Source organism: Gluconobacter sp. Dm-74, from assembly GCF_018256135.1.
Lineage (GTDB): Bacteria > Pseudomonadota > Alphaproteobacteria > Acetobacterales > Acetobacteraceae > Gluconobacter > Gluconobacter cadivus.
In genome coordinates this window covers 464,882-477,390 of record NZ_JAERLX010000002.1, presented here as the reverse complement: position 1 = coordinate 477,390, position 12,509 = coordinate 464,882, and the positions used below count along the sequence as shown (strand labels likewise).

The following is a 12,509-nucleotide window of genomic DNA, read 5'->3' as shown; positions in this document are numbered from 1 at the left end:
CAGGCCTACCCTCCATCGGTAAGCCTGTGAATCACAACCTCTCGCTCAGTTCAATAAATTAATAGGTCCTGAGCCTAGTCCTTCAGCATCCAGTACAACAGCAACAGGATTTCCCTTAAAGGGAGTAGAGCTGAAAACATCCACAATTTTGAAATCGCGGCTCATGGCATTTCCTTTTGGAATTTTTCTGTATCTTTAATTGATATTCAATCACGCTACAAAAAATTAAAAATATAATATTAATTATGTCGTAAGGATTTATCCGGAAGGAGGCGGCTGCCCATTAATGTGGGTTGAGATTTATATTTTCCTTTAGTGTGTCCGCTGTATTCCGAATTGATTTTCTAATGCGGCAATATACTCTTTTTGACGTTTTGTATGTGCTTCATGAAGGGTTAGGCGATTAATGAGAAGGGTATGCATGTACGCAATTTCTTCGATATGGTTTCGTCGATTGAGAGAGTGTGTTGCTGAAACAGCATGTCTTCGATGAACATTGAGAGATTTTGCTATGTATACAATTTCTGCATCTTCCTGCGTCAGAAGTTCTACATAAATTCTCCAGTCTCCAGCAACGCGAAGTGTTTCTAAGTCTCTTTGACAGGCATTAATGGCAGTCAACAAACGTTTTTTCTGAAAAATAGCGCTGCTGACATTGAGAACGAGATTACGTTCAAACAGGCATTCTCTTACAAATCCTTCACCTGTAAATTGACTGTTATTTTCCAAAAGTGCGCCTACACTTTGTGAGTAGTAGGGACGATAAGAGGAAGACATTGGCGTTCCGTCTTCATCTACAGAGCGGCTATCGGTGAATGCCATGACAACAGACGGATTGCTATTGATGCCGTCCAGAATATTTTCAAGAAAATCAGGTTCACAAAAATCATCTGCTTCGGCAATCCAGATCCAGTCGCCTTGTGCGAGGTTAAGGGCTCTGTGCCATTGCCGGAAGACAGACCCTGAGGGGACAGTATTTTCAATGCAGAGAATGTCTCGGTTCCAGTCTTTTGCAGTCTGACGCGCGATTTCAAGACTGTTATCGTGAGACGCATCATCAAGGACGATGATTTCAAAAACCGGTATCGTCTGTGCAAAAATGGAAGACAGGCGGCTGCTCATGTAACGGGCATAGTTATAGGACGGAATAACAACAGAGATTTTTGGCACCTTTGGCAGAGCCAGGCTGAGAATGTCCTGAGCATAGTGTTTGAAGCTGAATGCGTCCTGTGCGAACCGCCCGGCTTTCTGGCGTTCTTTACCAGTTCTTTTCATGGACCAGATGGCCAGGTCTTCAGTTGCACTGGCCAGAGTTGAGACATCTGCGAACGGAACAGTCCGGTTTTGGAAATCTTTATTGCTGTCGAGTTCTTTCAAAAGATCTGGAATTCCCCCTGCGTCGTCGAATGCAACGCATGGAAGGCCCGCGGCCAGCGCTTCAAGAACAACCGAAGGGTAGGGGTCTTCGCGTGATGGCAGAACAAACACATCGGCCGCGGCAAACCAGGCCGGAACATTGTCTATTCGTCCTGGCATGTGGAATGTGCCGCTGGAGCAGGCGTTTTCCAGTTCAGTGTGAAGGCTGTTTTTCAGGGACGGATCAATATCTCCCAGCCAGACACAGTGTACTGTGCTGCGCAGTTTGCGCCAGAGCTGGAGGAAAAGGTCAAACCCCTTTCGCAAATCTGCGTAGCCTGCACCGATCACGACCGGATCTGTTGAGCTAAAGCCCATCTGTTTGCGGATCGTCTGCCGTGTCTGCAAGGAAAGTGACGCGGCGGCATAGAGGCCCTGTGGCAGGATTTTCAGGGTTTTTGCAGTTTCGAGATCAAGTTTTCTGGCCACACTTCTGGCCGGGACAATAACATTCCGAGCAAGCGCGCAGGCCTGTTTCATAGGTGTATAAAGGTCGCGACTGCGGAGGAGGGCTGGAAGTTCATGGATCAGGAACAGGAAATCGATACCTGCCTGCGCGAGGTGAGGCGCGATGGCTGAAGACGCAGCACTATTGAGGATGGCTGACTGAAATCCCTGCTTTTGAAGTGTGTAGAGACGAGATGCGAGTGTTTCTGCTTCTGCAGAAAGTATTTCAGTCGGTGCTACATTCCGATAGTCATTCAGAAGTGCGCCGTCCGCTAGAAGAAGAAATTGAAGCTCCACTCCAAAGCAGTGTTGCAGGGTGCGGCCTGTTTCCAGAAGCAGTCTCTGCGCGCCCGCTGGAAATGCGTCATGACCAATCAGCAGAAGCTTGGATCGAGACCGCTTGCCGCCAAAGCCCGTACAGGCGCGGGCCGTCGCGTTGAGATAGGCGCTTCCGAAATGTTGATCCGGTTCCAGATATGCTCCTTCGGCCCATTCGTTCCAGGCATTGATGCACACGACCGGGTCTCCGAAGAAAGTTCGGGTTTGAGCCTGTTCAATCAGACCGCCGAGCCAGTGTTCGTAAAGTTCCGGGGTTGATCCGTGCAGGACAAGACCTTTTCCCTGCCTGCGCGCGTCATTATCCCAGGAGGGGGCCGCAGTTCGGATGAGTGGAAACGGCGCTTCGGGTTGAGACAGCGCATGCTCCATGACGTCACTGTAATCATAAACCTGAGCACTGAACTCATTATCGAAGAGCTTGAGTTCGTCATTCATCAGGTTGCAGCCTGATACGACCTTGTGGGGCGGAAACTCGATGGCTCCGTCCAGCCCAAAAAGATCGGGGTTTTCGTCTCCGAAGGCCTGTCCCATGACAAGGAGCGGGTTTAGCCCGTGTCGTTCCCGGAACATCGCGCGCCATCTGGCGATCGTGGCCGGAGCAGCGGGGATTGTGCCGGGGCGGTAGATCATGAGGACCGGTCGGCCATCGCAGTGGATATAGCGCGGATCTTTCAGGTAGTGGGCAAAGCAGTCCACGAGGGCTTCGTCATCCTCGGGGCGATAATTCTGCGCAATTAAAAGGTCGTCATCCGATCCGTCCCAGCGACGGCTCCAGTTCTCATTGGCCCACATCAGGCAGAACGGAAGGTCGATCTGCGGGTTGGCCAGCAGGATGTCCAGTGGTTGTTCCAGCAGGCGCTGGCGGTTGAACCAAAAGCAATAGACGTTGATTCTATTGGATAATTTTCTTTTGTGTTTTGCTAAATTGCTTTGTTGTTCGCTAAGAATTTGGAAAGAATGAAGAGGGTATCCAAGAGGCTCGAGCAATCTTGTTCGATCTGCGGAACCGCCTGCGTTACAGCGGGCGGTTTTTGCTTTTGGGACAACAATTGTATTTCTAAAAAAATCAGATTTTGCAGAATCGTTATTTTATCATCAATAGATTTGCGGTAGGGTGAATTTGGCGCGCACTCCTATGCAAAGCCTCGCATCTCCCCACCCTGATCGAGCGACACTCCGGGGTGGGGAGATTCTTACAAATCAGCGATATTAGAGATGTTTTCTGGATAGATTTTGTATGTCTCTTTTGATGTCTTAATCAGCATATAATAGATCCGACGGCTTGGACCCTAAGGCGTCCGCAAGACGAAGGAATTCTTCTGGATCAGGGCGATAAGTACCGGATTCAATTTCGATGATGAGATTTTCTGGCATGCGGGATTTGGCGGCGAGAACTGCAATAGTCAGATCGCGTTCAAGTCGAAGCCGCTTTATATTCCGTGCAATGATATTGATCAAATTCGGCATATATTTAAAACCTTTTCAATAGACAGAATTTGACCACATTTTAAACAAAATGCCTTGCGTTACCGCTTTTTTGACGCAATGTGTGGAAATGCGTTCCACGTTTTATGACGTCAACACTTTCAAATGATGCGGGTTTCCTGACATGTGCTCAAAAATTTCAGATTTGTTGAAGCTCGCCGATAACTTTTGGGAAAAAGGAGAAAAACAACAAGCAATTAAGGTCGTCGAGAGTATTTATGATTTATATGATCAAGAAGAAATCAAAATCAATCGACGAAATCGTCAAAAAACCGTTAAACGAGTAAGAATTTTGTAAATTCTATCTGGAATAGGGTCAAAATATTATTTTTTGGGATTGAATGTATATTTAAGTAATAGAATAATTATTTGTAAATAATATTGAATTATTTCACTATTTTTTGCATTTCTCGTAATTAGATATGAGCGTCAATAATTACGGATTATTTATTGGTCTCTTTCTCTTTACATAATTACAATTTCGTAATTTACCTGCAGATTTGGATAGGGGTGAGTATAAGTTTTGTATCCCCAATTCTGATGTCTACTAATGGGGAAATGGTGGCACGAGGTCACGCAGCACGGCGCATGTTCGCATACACATGCGCCAGTTGCTCCAGAACCAGAGCACACTGAGCTGAGACTTTCATGCGCGACCTACTTTCCGAAATACCCGGGTAGAGCATCCTCGCCATTTGAGAGAACGACATGCCTCGAGCGAGCATCATCTCAAGGCGAATATGAGCACACAGACCAAGTCGCTCCTTGATGTCCGCAATCCTGGCAGAGCATTTCCCGCGACTGAGCATCCAGGTATGGACGTTGCCCTTTTCTTCCGTCGTCTTGCGATCGCCCTCAGTGATGCCTTGAGTGGCGAAGATGAACTCCCGATACCATCGGTTCGAGGCTCGCACTTCATCGCTGCCAATATCCTGCGCCTCAAAGAGCGCCTGAACGGTCTGAATGGAAATCGGAACGCGCTCAGCAATTTCGGTCATGCAGCCCTCCTGCAGGATATGGTGGAGCGTTTCCACCCCAGAGGGACTGCCAGCTGATGTCGTGGCCGGGAGAAAGAGCATCTTCTCCTGCCTCTGAGCGCCTTGTCGCAATAGCAGTGCTTACATTGCGCACGCGCTTTTTTGAATTGTTGACGCGCGACCGACGGAGGGGGAGGGGCTCGCTCGCCAGTGAGGCCATCAGATCAGTCAAAGACGCGCGCGCCATGGGTCAGACGCCCTGATAGATGCGAGCGCAGATCAGCTCCGGCGACTGGATGGGCGCGGCATAGGGCGCGGCCGTGACACCGGCCAGCGCCTCGACCAGCGGGATCATGGCCTGTACGGTGCTCATGTAGGTTGCAGCGGACGGCGAGTAGACCTTAACGATCGGCGTCGCGATCTCCAGCAGGGTTTCGAGATCCGTGCCGAGAGACTTGGCCCAGTCCTTGCCGGTCGCCACCGTGATAGAGCCATTGGAGTTGGCGGCGACCTGTGCGGTCACGCTGCGGATCTGCGCGACCAGGTTGTCGAACTTGGCCTTGTCACTGGCGGAGAGATGGCTTTCCAGTTCGGGAATGCCCTCGATCGCCTGGACGGCATAGGCGATGGCCGTGGCGTCATTGTTGAGTGTGGCCGTGTTGAACGTGGCCGTCGTCGGGGTCGTGGTGCAGGCGGCCGTGGAGCCGAGAAGAATGGCGCCGAAACCGAGGGCGAGAAAGCGGTTACGCATTGGTCGTGGTCTCCGTGCTGGTGTCATCGGACAGGGGCGTTTCCGCTGCCGTAATTGCGGACGTGAAGCCATTGAGGCCAGCGGCAACGCCAGCATCGACGCCAGACAGGTCGAACTTCGGATCAAGGCGAGGCACCATCGTCTGAATGACGAGGGAGAACGCCGTGGAGGCGAGGGCGAGATCATTCTTCAGCGCCGTGCACTCATGCTTGCCCGCAATGGCGGTTAGCATGTTCTGGGCGGCGGTCAGGGAAGCGAGGTCAGGCATGAGTGTCTCCAAGTGGGGCAGGGTGTCCCGCAGTCAATCCGCAGCCGGTGCCGCGGGCTTGCTGAGGATTTCGGGGATGGCAGCCTTCACCTTCGCCGCGTCTTCGCGAGCAACGGGAACGGCGGTGATGCCCGGACGCAGGCGAGGGAGCGCCCATCCGATGCAGCCGCCGATGGCCGACATCAATTCGTAAAGTCTCGCCCACTTGCTGGTCGCTTCCGGAGGCTGGATCACGGCGCGGAGGATCGCGCAGGCGACAATCAGCCAGGCCGGATAGATCAGGTATTGAGCCGGGATCAGATCGGGCAGCAGCACCAGTAGCGAGCCGACGCCGCCAGCCTTGAGGAAGGTGTTGGCGTTCGGATTCATGCGCCGGTTCCGTTCAGGCCAAGGCGGTAGAAGGCGTGATGGCCAATGACCTTCACGGGCTTGCGTCCGGCAGCCCATCGCGGGAGCGGGATGCCCAGAGCGAAATAGCTGTCGGCCCCGTTCGTCACGTCTGGCAGGTCACCGGCAATCATCCGGCCCGCAAGCGTCAGGGAGGATCGGAAGAGAGGATCTTCGTCCGTTACTGCCTGAGCCTTGGCGCAGTTCGGATCAGTCTCGTTCCAGCACGAGAATTGCCACGGGCTGGTGCAGACGCTTTCGACGTCCCGCCCCCACCATCCGGGGTGGGCTACGCGATGCGCGATGACGTTCAGAATGGCATGCATCCCCACGACACCCTCGCCGCGGGCTTCACCCCATGCTGTGCGGGCTGCAAGTTCCTGCGGGGTCATGTGCCATGCCAGTCCCGCCAGAAGGCGAGCAGTTTCGGGCCCCATACTGCCACGAACACCAGAGCCGCTGCCCCAGTCCCGCAGATCCATTTGAAGGCCGTTCTAAAGAACACCATGCCGCCAAGCAGATCCCGGGTCATGCCCTTGAGGTCGCGCAGATCTGTGTCCTGTCGCTCTCCGCGCATCCGGCCTTCGGTCTGAACCTCGACCAGGCGGAGCTGCAATGCAGCAATCTCTTGCCGGGTAGCAGTTCGGTCCTGTTCCAAGAAGGTGATGCGCTGTTCGTGATCATCGACCCGGGGATCAGCCGCCGCCGGAAGAAGTGCCTCGCCCATCACTGGCAGGCCGTCGAGCTGCGGTATAGCTGACCAGACGCATTGAGGCAGGCGTAGGCATTTCCCGTGCCGGTCGCACTCGTAAGCGTCACTTCACCGTTTATCGAGGCATTGCCTGTGATCGTACCCCCCGTAAACGGCAGGTACGTTTTCGCAGCGGCAGAGGTGGTCAGGTAGGCGGAGAGCGTGGATGTCAGGCTGACCTGGGTGACGTAGGCGTCGAGTGCGTTGCCGAGGTTGATGTAAAGCGGGTTCGACTGCGTGCCGACGCGTCGGCCATAGCTGAACAGCTCGACCGGTGCGGCAGCCTGGGTGGATCCAGCCTGAGCAGACGGCACGACAGAAGACAGGGCCGCAACAAGCGGGTTCTTTGCCGTTCCAGTTCGGACGCCATACGAAAACGGCTCAACGGGGCTCGCTGCCTGTTGAGCGTGGGCGCAGAGGGGGATGCAAAGGGGAAGGGCGAGCAATAGACGACGCATGGGCGACATTCGGAGTTCGAATTGTGCCGCCAGCGCGAGGCTTGCCGTGGTGTGAAGATAGCGGAAGTGGGGCGTTCAGTACAAGGGAAAAGCGAGGCGCGCTGGACAAGAAAGTCATCAAGAGCGCAGTGTTCTATTTTCCTTGGAGGCTAATATGTCATACCGCACCAACGACGACGAAGACGGCATCAACTCAGAAGTCCATCAGTTAGTCACTGAGCTCCAGCGTGATGCTGAGCGCCTGAATATTGCTGTCGATAAGGCAGATATTGCTGCCGAAATTAAACACATGGTCTCGGCGCTGGCTGATAAGATCGATGGGGTGGCGTCGTTGATGTGATATCGGCGCATTGACCTGAATCCGCTCTGCCGGGGAGGGCATTCCGAAATACTACTCCATTAAATCGTACATACAATTAGATTGACGCTTCCAGCCTATCCGTATATACAATAAACTATGAGATACGACTGGGACGAAACGAAGCGCCTGAGCAACATCGAAAAGCATGGCGTTGATTTCGTTGTTGCTGAAGGCTTCGAATGGGACGCGGCTTTCATCAGGGCCAGTCACTCATCGAATGAACCGCGCCTTGTTGCGATCGGCCCAATTGGCAAACGCCTTCATGTGCTGGTGTACAGCATCGAAACCCGGATCGTTCGGATCGTCAGCTTGCGGAAAGCCAACAAACGGGAGGTATTGCTCTATGTCTCGCAAGACTAACATCATCATGCCGACTGACGAGGAAGATGCCCGGATCAATCAAGGTATTGCTCTGGATGGCGATAACCCTGAACTGACTGAGGCTGACTTTCAGGTCATGAGACCGGCGATGGCGGTTGCTCCCGCGCTCGTAAAGGCAAAGCGTGTCCGCGGTCCTCAGAAGGCTGCTACGAAACGCTCAGTCTCGCTTCGTCTCGATCAGGACGTTCTGGAAAAATTCAAGAGCACCGGGCCGGGATGGCAGACCCGCATCAATGAGGCATTGCGGAGGGCCTGACCTTTTCTGTCTGCGTCTTCATTGACCCGACTCCGCTCTGCCGGGGAGGGTGAAGAATGGCCGAAAAACTCCCCACCCTTCGGCGATCTGACCGAGGCGATCTACCGCCTGAGCCTCGCGCAGATGCGCTCCACCGCAATCATGCAAAGCGTTCTGGAGCAATATCAGGGCGAGATGAGCCCGAAAGCGCGTGAAAAGATCGAGCGCTTTCTCAAGGAATCCTTCGAAGACGCCGACAAGATCAACACTCAATTCGGAGAATTCGAGTGGTGACGGCTGCGGAGAAGATGGAAAGACGCATCGCGGAAGGCCGAGAACGGCGCGAGGCGCGGAAAATCATTGAAAAAGACGGCGGCGGTAACGATAATGGCGGTATGGATGACCTAGCGCCACGTGTTGCCGTTCTGGAGCAGATTGCCAAAGATACTCAGGGTGTCCTGAAAGAGATCAAAGATGATCTTCGTGCCATGCGGACGTCTCAGGAGCGGGATTTTCGGCTTTTGTTTGGGGCGATCATAACCGTAACGCTTGGCTTAGCTGGCCTTATGGCGCACGGCTTCCACTGGATCGGGTAAAGCTCGCCGCATGATCTTCCTCTGGATCGCTGCGGCGATTATCGGCCTCTTCGTGGTCAACTGGCTCATGATGCTCAATGCAGAGCCAGGCACCGATAAGCATATCGAGCGCTCAATTGCCACGTATCTGACCGGCGGTTTCATCCTTTTCTGGATCGTATGGTTCTGGCGCCTCTGCTTCGACTGGACCGATCACGTCCCGGATGACCAGTTCTATGCTGTGCGCAACCACCGCATTTTCACGACGCTCCTTTACGTCATTGTCATCATGATGCTCCCCCCGCATCATTCGCGGCGCGCGGCGCATCTGGGCTCGCAATAAGGCGCGTCCCCCGCTTTCGTGGTGGTGTGCGCTGCCTTACGGGTGCGGGTGGGGGATTTTGATGACGATGTTTTTGTTCTCAGGGCCATTCATGGATACGCCACATGATTGGGCGGTCGTGATTGCCGGTCTGATTTTCGTCTGGGGCTTTCTTGCCATATTCCACTGCGTCAGTGCGTTCATAAATTGGCTGGATCGGCGGAAGGACGTGTCTTTCGAGGATTAGGGGACGAGATAGAGGAAGATCATGAGTCGTCGTCTTTCCTCCCCTTATGAAGGAGAAAATTATTCGGGATAAAGCGAGCGAAGGCAGTTGCTGTGCTTGGACCACCAATTCCAACTACAACCATGCTTATGCACAGGAACCTTGGAAGATGGAAATAGCCTCCGACCAGCGCCGCTATGATTGAACCAATCGCTATGAGAAATGAGTTTTTCTGAGAAGATCTCTTTTGCTCTGCATCTTTCTCGGTTTGGAAGGTGAGCCTTCTGCTTTCTTCGATTTCTAGAGCATGAGCATGTACCTGGTCCTGCTCTACACGTGCGTGGCGCCAGCGTCTTTCTTCATCAATGACATCTAGGGCTCGGCGCGCAACATCTGCCATACCCCTCTGCCGATAATCAGCCAGCATATCAGCAGAAGGGTATGGACTTCTAGATTTACTTATACGGGCGATCGATGCCTGTTCAAGTATCTCGGGAGAGACCTCAGAAAGGTTAATCCCAAGCGCCTCTTGCAGGCTCTCGGCGACGTCTTTGCGTACCGAAACAATCTCCCGATCTGAGTTTTCGGGAGAGTTTTGAGGTGAAGAGGTGTTCTGATTATGGTCGTTCATAGTTCATTGCGCCGGCTTTCCCATACTCAGCCATGAAGCGGGCTTCCCCTTTTGTGCGGTCTTCAAAAAGGCCAATGCTTGTGAGTAAGAACGTGTCATAGGATGGGCGCTTACGGTGCTCAACGTGCGTTTCTACGATGACATTAATGGGAGCCGGATCAAAGGCTCGGCTCATGCCGATAAGCATATTCCGCATGCTTCGCGAGCGAAGAAATGACATTTTAAAGCTCCTTTGTGCGGATCTTCACCACGTTTCCTATGTAGGTTTTCAGGACGTCAAAGTCTAGGAATGTTACCTCTATCCATTGTGGGATGGGACAATCCGAGCTTTTGCCGCCCTCCCCGGCAGGGCGGAGTCGGGTCAATGGGATGGATTAGAAAGGGATTTCATCGTCCAGATCATTGGGAGGGGAATCCCAAGGATTAGGCTCTGGATTGGCTCTCTTTGGAGGCTTCATATCTTCATCGGAATAGTAATAATTCATATTACAGTCCCAATCATTGCCATCCTCAGAGAAGTACAGTTTTCCTTTTTTATCGACCCCTCCTGATTCCCCATTGCGGGTCAAAAACCAAACCCAATCTTTGCCATACCTAATATTCTCAACAGCCGCATGAGGTGCAATTACCTCCCTAGAAATAACTCTTAGGTCGCGTTCTGTTTTGAACAGTTGGTTTATTTTATCCAAAATATCTTTAGTGGATTCTCGTTCATCAAGTGCCGATTTAACCAGACGCTTTGCTGCCTCTTCACTGCTCGGAAGGCCCGCATTGTCTTTGAAACGGCTGATTCGCCAGACTAGTTGCGGCGGGAAAAGCTGCTCAAGTGCAGTTCTATCAGGCGCCTGCTTGATTTCGCCAGCAAGCCCCTTTTCCAGCAAGCGCAGCATTTCCGCATTCAAAGATGCGTTGTTCTCATTGGCAGAAGACGTGAGCCGATCATGCAGTTCACGAGGCACGCGCAAAGAGAATCGGAGTGTCTGATCTTCGTCCATAAGCGAGCCATAGCATCACAAAAACAAAAAGTCTTGACGCTGCATATGATGCTGCCATAGCATCATAGGTGGAGCTATTGAGCTTCAGAGTAGCATCACGAGGTGAAATGAAACCACTTAGTAAGAAAACCAGCCTGCGCCTACCGCCGTCTCTTCATCGGAAGATGACCAGCTTAGCGCAGGAAAACGGACGCAGTTTGAACAGCGAGCTTGTCTCCTGTTTGGAGGCTTTTTTTGTCAGAAAAGAAATCACAGAAGCAGCGGGATCGGTCGCCAAACTTTCCCCCGCTGCTTCTCAACAGTGATCTGGAGAACACCGCGATGTCAGATGTTATCACGAAAGCCGTTAAAGGCTCAAACGCAATCGTTCCCGCCATGCACGATGGCGAACTGCGTATCCTCGACACCGATCTTGCAACGCGGCTGGGTTTCGCCAAGCCGACCAAGATCCGCGATCTGATCAAGCGGCACGTGGGTAGTCTTGAGAAAATGGGACCCCTCCCCACCGTGGGGAGGGTCATAAACGGCGGAAACGCTACCGAACACTACCTCAATGAAGAACAGGCCCTCTTCATCACAGCAAAGTCGGAGACGACAGCGGCGACGAAGATCACCATTGAGATTGTCACTCAGTTTGCAGCGTTCAAGCGCGGCGAAGTTGCCGCGCCGGCAGTTCCGACCTCCTTCCGTGAAGCCCTGCTCCTTGCAGCCGACCAGCAGGAGAGGATTGAGGCACAGGAACGGGAGCTTGCGATTATCACGCCCAAGGCTGCCGCTCATGACTACCTTGCGGAGCTCCCGGGGGATCTCGGTGTGCGTGATGCAGGCCGGGAATTGAAAGTCGGCCAGCAGTGGGTGACGGACTATATCGACGGCCATGGATGGTCATGTGTTGAAGGCGGCAAGCGCAAACCTGCGCATTATGGCTTGAAGCACGGTTACTGTCGCTTCGTGAGAAAGACGTATCCGCACCCTCACACGGGTGAAGAGATTGTGAGAGAGGATTTCCGACTGACCGGGAAGGGCATCGCTCGACTGGCGGAAATCATCGCAACCATGAAGGCCCAGAACGAAGCCAAGACCGGCCTTCGCAATCTGGCTGAAAAGGTCGGTAAGCCCCCTTTCGCCAAGAAGCCGGAGCCGGTGTCATGACCTACATCCCGCTGGCAACGGCGGAGCGTCAAGAGCAGGCCGCAAGAACACGCGTTCAACTTATCACCTCCGACGCCATGCTGGTCAACGAGATGAACCGCTGGACGGCGCTGCGTTACAACGGCGTCCCGGCAGATCAAGCAGCGGCGGATATTTGGTATGAGATCGAGGATTACCAGCCAAAAACGGAGCCCGCCCGAGCGGCCAAGGATCAGTTCCTTCGGCAGTTCCCATACGTCGCTCTCAAACGGAGCGAGTTTGAGGAGCGGCTTAACAAAGCCGCCGATGCTTTCGAGCGACGAAACGAGCGCGTAGGAGCAAATCTCTGCGCCTGACTCCGGAGCCGCCCTTC

The 12,509-nt window shown here is 53.2% G+C and carries 22 protein-coding genes; 9 read left to right on the top strand and 13 right to left on the bottom strand.

From position 1 onward, the window contains the following. Nucleotides 1–45 precede the first annotated feature (45 nt). From JK208_RS05535 to JK208_RS05490, 10 genes are all read right to left on the bottom strand, one after another. Nucleotides 46–165, bottom strand: a complete 120-nt coding sequence (locus JK208_RS05535; RefSeq protein ID WP_211574690.1) for a PhzF family phenazine biosynthesis protein — start codon at nt 163–165, stop codon at nt 46–48. 147 nt (nt 166–312) lie between these two features. After that, nucleotides 313–3,189 carry a glycoside hydrolase family 99-like domain-containing protein gene (locus JK208_RS05530; RefSeq protein WP_249201946.1) on the bottom strand — a complete coding sequence of 959 codons (2,877 nt, stop codon included), beginning with the start codon at nt 3,187–3,189 and terminating at the stop codon, nt 313–315. Between the two features lie 267 nt (nt 3,190–3,456). Next, nucleotides 3,457–3,669 (bottom strand): helix-turn-helix transcriptional regulator, encoded by a 213-nt coding sequence (locus tag JK208_RS16190; protein ID WP_211574688.1) that lies wholly within the window; start codon nt 3,667–3,669, stop codon nt 3,457–3,459. Between the two features lie 590 nt (nt 3,670–4,259). Next, a complete protein-coding gene (locus JK208_RS05520; protein WP_211574669.1) occupies nt 4,260–4,685 on the bottom strand; it encodes a hypothetical protein in 426 nt (141 codons plus the stop codon). 229 nt (nt 4,686–4,914) lie between these two features. Beyond that, nucleotides 4,915–5,415 (bottom strand): hypothetical protein, encoded by a 501-nt coding sequence (locus tag JK208_RS05515; RefSeq protein ID WP_211574667.1) that lies wholly within the window; start codon nt 5,413–5,415, stop codon nt 4,915–4,917. Beyond that, a complete protein-coding gene (locus JK208_RS05510) occupies nt 5,408–5,683 on the bottom strand; it encodes a hypothetical protein (protein ID WP_211574665.1) in 276 nt (91 codons plus the stop codon). Before JK208_RS05510 ends, JK208_RS05515 begins: the two co-directional genes overlap by 8 nt. A gap of 33 nt (nt 5,684–5,716) precedes the next feature. After that, nucleotides 5,717–6,052, bottom strand: a complete 336-nt coding sequence (locus JK208_RS05505) for a hypothetical protein (protein WP_211574663.1) — start codon at nt 6,050–6,052, stop codon at nt 5,717–5,719. Next, nucleotides 6,049–6,462, bottom strand: a complete 414-nt coding sequence (locus JK208_RS05500; RefSeq protein WP_211574662.1) for a cell wall hydrolase — start codon at nt 6,460–6,462, stop codon at nt 6,049–6,051. Before JK208_RS05500 ends, JK208_RS05505 begins: the two co-directional genes overlap by 4 nt. Further along, nucleotides 6,459–6,797 (bottom strand): hypothetical protein, encoded by a 339-nt coding sequence (locus JK208_RS05495; protein WP_211574660.1) that lies wholly within the window; start codon nt 6,795–6,797, stop codon nt 6,459–6,461. Before JK208_RS05495 ends, JK208_RS05500 begins: the two co-directional genes overlap by 4 nt. Then, nucleotides 6,797–7,279 carry a hypothetical protein gene (locus JK208_RS05490; RefSeq protein ID WP_211574658.1) on the bottom strand — a complete coding sequence of 161 codons (483 nt, stop codon included), beginning with the start codon at nt 7,277–7,279 and terminating at the stop codon, nt 6,797–6,799. The genes JK208_RS05495 and JK208_RS05490 overlap by 1 nt, the downstream gene beginning before the upstream one ends. A 154-nt stretch (nt 7,280–7,433) precedes the next feature. On the opposite strand from JK208_RS05490, the gene JK208_RS05485 reads away from it, so the two are divergent. The 6 genes from JK208_RS05485 (at nt 7,434) to JK208_RS05460 (ending at nt 9,174) form a co-directional block, all read left to right on the top strand. Beyond that, nucleotides 7,434–7,619 (top strand): hypothetical protein, encoded by a 186-nt coding sequence (locus JK208_RS05485; protein WP_062448272.1) that lies wholly within the window; start codon nt 7,434–7,436, stop codon nt 7,617–7,619. 117 nt (nt 7,620–7,736) lie between these two features. Further along, a complete protein-coding gene (locus tag JK208_RS05480) occupies nt 7,737–8,000 on the top strand; it encodes a BrnT family toxin (RefSeq protein ID WP_062448045.1) in 264 nt (87 codons plus the stop codon). Then, entirely contained in the window at nt 7,984–8,277 is a 294-nt protein-coding gene (locus JK208_RS05475; RefSeq protein ID WP_231101031.1) for a BrnA antitoxin family protein, read from the top strand. The genes JK208_RS05480 and JK208_RS05475 overlap by 17 nt, the downstream gene beginning before the upstream one ends. Nucleotides 8,278–8,298: 21 nt before the next feature. Next, a complete protein-coding gene (locus JK208_RS05470) occupies nt 8,299–8,550 on the top strand; it encodes a hypothetical protein (RefSeq protein ID WP_211574656.1) in 252 nt (83 codons plus the stop codon). A 14-nt stretch (nt 8,551–8,564) separates the two neighbouring features. Further along, nucleotides 8,565–8,852, top strand: a complete 288-nt coding sequence (locus JK208_RS05465) for a hypothetical protein (protein ID WP_211574654.1) — start codon at nt 8,565–8,567, stop codon at nt 8,850–8,852. 10 nt (nt 8,853–8,862) lie between these two features. Further along, nucleotides 8,863–9,174, top strand: a complete 312-nt coding sequence (locus JK208_RS05460) for a hypothetical protein (protein ID WP_211574652.1) — start codon at nt 8,863–8,865, stop codon at nt 9,172–9,174. Nucleotides 9,175–9,419: 245 nt separating this feature from the next. Here the strand turns inward: JK208_RS05460 and JK208_RS05455 are convergent, their stop codons facing one another. The 3 genes from JK208_RS05455 to JK208_RS05445 form a co-directional block, all read right to left on the bottom strand. Beyond that, nucleotides 9,420–10,010 carry a hypothetical protein gene (locus tag JK208_RS05455; RefSeq protein ID WP_211574650.1) on the bottom strand — a complete coding sequence of 197 codons (591 nt, stop codon included), beginning with the start codon at nt 10,008–10,010 and terminating at the stop codon, nt 9,420–9,422. Beyond that, nucleotides 9,997–10,230, bottom strand: a complete 234-nt coding sequence (locus JK208_RS05450; protein WP_211574649.1) for a hypothetical protein — start codon at nt 10,228–10,230, stop codon at nt 9,997–9,999. Before JK208_RS05450 ends, JK208_RS05455 begins: the two co-directional genes overlap by 14 nt. Nucleotides 10,231–10,384: 154 nt before the next feature. Continuing rightward, a complete protein-coding gene (locus JK208_RS05445; RefSeq protein ID WP_211574647.1) occupies nt 10,385–11,005 on the bottom strand; it encodes an Arc family DNA-binding protein in 621 nt (206 codons plus the stop codon). Nucleotides 11,006–11,112: 107 nt separating this feature from the next. Between JK208_RS05445 and JK208_RS16185 the strand changes: the two genes are divergently transcribed. From JK208_RS16185 to JK208_RS05430, 3 genes are read left to right on the top strand one after another with little or no spacing between them, the layout of a single operon-like run. Continuing rightward, a complete protein-coding gene (locus JK208_RS16185; protein WP_211574646.1) occupies nt 11,113–11,310 on the top strand; it encodes a toxin-antitoxin system HicB family antitoxin in 198 nt (65 codons plus the stop codon). Between the two features lie 16 nt (nt 11,311–11,326). After that, nucleotides 11,327–12,157 carry a phage antirepressor KilAC domain-containing protein gene (locus JK208_RS05435; protein WP_211574644.1) on the top strand — a complete coding sequence of 277 codons (831 nt, stop codon included), beginning with the start codon at nt 11,327–11,329 and terminating at the stop codon, nt 12,155–12,157. Further along, nucleotides 12,154–12,492 carry a hypothetical protein gene (locus JK208_RS05430; RefSeq protein WP_211574642.1) on the top strand — a complete coding sequence of 113 codons (339 nt, stop codon included), beginning with the start codon at nt 12,154–12,156 and terminating at the stop codon, nt 12,490–12,492. Before JK208_RS05435 ends, JK208_RS05430 begins: the two co-directional genes overlap by 4 nt. Nucleotides 12,493–12,509 lie beyond the last annotated feature (17 nt).

Excerpts from the sequence above, each read along its gene's own strand:
- JK208_RS05535 (WP_211574690.1), bottom strand. The coding sequence starts at position 165 with ATGAGCCGCGATTTCAAAATTGTGGATGTTTTCAGCTCTACTCCCTTT.
- JK208_RS16190 (WP_211574688.1), bottom strand. The coding sequence starts at position 3,669 with ATGCCGAATTTGATCAATATCATTGCACGGAATATAAAGCGGCTTCGA.
- JK208_RS05520 (WP_211574669.1), bottom strand. The coding sequence starts at position 4,685 with ATGACCGAAATTGCTGAGCGCGTTCCGATTTCCATTCAGACCGTTCAG.
- JK208_RS05515 (WP_211574667.1), bottom strand. The coding sequence starts at position 5,415 with ATGCGTAACCGCTTTCTCGCCCTCGGTTTCGGCGCCATTCTTCTCGGC.
- JK208_RS05510 (WP_211574665.1), bottom strand. The coding sequence starts at position 5,683 with ATGCCTGACCTCGCTTCCCTGACCGCCGCCCAGAACATGCTAACCGCC.
- JK208_RS05505 (WP_211574663.1), bottom strand. The coding sequence starts at position 6,052 with ATGAATCCGAACGCCAACACCTTCCTCAAGGCTGGCGGCGTCGGCTCG.
- JK208_RS05500 (WP_211574662.1), bottom strand. The coding sequence starts at position 6,462 with ATGACCCCGCAGGAACTTGCAGCCCGCACAGCATGGGGTGAAGCCCGC.
- JK208_RS05495 (WP_211574660.1), bottom strand. The coding sequence starts at position 6,797 with ATGGGCGAGGCACTTCTTCCGGCGGCGGCTGATCCCCGGGTCGATGAT.
- JK208_RS05490 (WP_211574658.1), bottom strand. The coding sequence starts at position 7,279 with ATGCGTCGTCTATTGCTCGCCCTTCCCCTTTGCATCCCCCTCTGCGCC.
- JK208_RS05485 (WP_062448272.1), top strand. The coding sequence starts at position 7,434 with ATGTCATACCGCACCAACGACGACGAAGACGGCATCAACTCAGAAGTC.
- JK208_RS05480 (WP_062448045.1), top strand. The coding sequence starts at position 7,737 with ATGAGATACGACTGGGACGAAACGAAGCGCCTGAGCAACATCGAAAAG.
- JK208_RS05475 (WP_231101031.1), top strand. The coding sequence starts at position 7,984 with ATGTCTCGCAAGACTAACATCATCATGCCGACTGACGAGGAAGATGCC.
- JK208_RS05465 (WP_211574654.1), top strand. The coding sequence starts at position 8,565 with ATGGAAAGACGCATCGCGGAAGGCCGAGAACGGCGCGAGGCGCGGAAA.
- JK208_RS05460 (WP_211574652.1), top strand. The coding sequence starts at position 8,863 with ATGATCTTCCTCTGGATCGCTGCGGCGATTATCGGCCTCTTCGTGGTC.
- JK208_RS05455 (WP_211574650.1), bottom strand. The coding sequence starts at position 10,010 with ATGAACGACCATAATCAGAACACCTCTTCACCTCAAAACTCTCCCGAA.
- JK208_RS05450 (WP_211574649.1), bottom strand. The coding sequence starts at position 10,230 with ATGTCATTTCTTCGCTCGCGAAGCATGCGGAATATGCTTATCGGCATG.
- JK208_RS05445 (WP_211574647.1), bottom strand. The coding sequence starts at position 11,005 with ATGGACGAAGATCAGACACTCCGATTCTCTTTGCGCGTGCCTCGTGAA.
- JK208_RS16185 (WP_211574646.1), top strand. The coding sequence starts at position 11,113 with ATGAAACCACTTAGTAAGAAAACCAGCCTGCGCCTACCGCCGTCTCTT.
- JK208_RS05435 (WP_211574644.1), top strand. The coding sequence starts at position 11,327 with ATGTCAGATGTTATCACGAAAGCCGTTAAAGGCTCAAACGCAATCGTT.
- JK208_RS05430 (WP_211574642.1), top strand. The coding sequence starts at position 12,154 with ATGACCTACATCCCGCTGGCAACGGCGGAGCGTCAAGAGCAGGCCGCA.